Origin of the sequence: Vogesella mureinivorans (genome assembly GCF_007644035.1) — a bacterium.
Taxonomy (GTDB): Bacteria; Pseudomonadota; Gammaproteobacteria; order Burkholderiales; family Chromobacteriaceae; genus Vogesella; species Vogesella mureinivorans.
Genome location: NZ_VMTV02000701.1, coordinates 1 through 299 on the forward strand (window position 1 = coordinate 1; position 299 = coordinate 299).

The 299-nt window shown below is 70.6% G+C and carries 1 protein-coding gene; it reads right to left on the reverse strand.

What is annotated here, in order from left to right; translation table 11 throughout:
- On the reverse strand, positions 1 to 299 hold a 299-nt coding region (locus tag FLQ44_RS17810), incomplete at both ends, for an MFS transporter (RefSeq protein WP_147695464.1).

Genomic DNA, 299 nt, shown 5'->3' on the forward strand with positions numbered 1-299 from the left:
TTCGCCGTCGCCATCTCGGACAGATAGGTCGCCGACGAGCCATACTCGCCGCCGACGCTGAGCCCCTGCAGCAGGCGGGCGAACAGCAGCAGGGCGGGGGCCGCAATCCCGATCGCGGCGTAGCCCGGGGTGCAGGCGATGATCAGGCTGCCGGTGCACATGAGGGTGACCGACAGCGTCAGCCCCGCCTTGCGGCCCTTGCGGTCGGAATAGACACCCATGATCCACGCGCCGACGGGCCGCATCAGGAAGCCGACCGCGAAGATGGCGGCCGCCGCCAGCAGCTGCGCGGTGTCGTC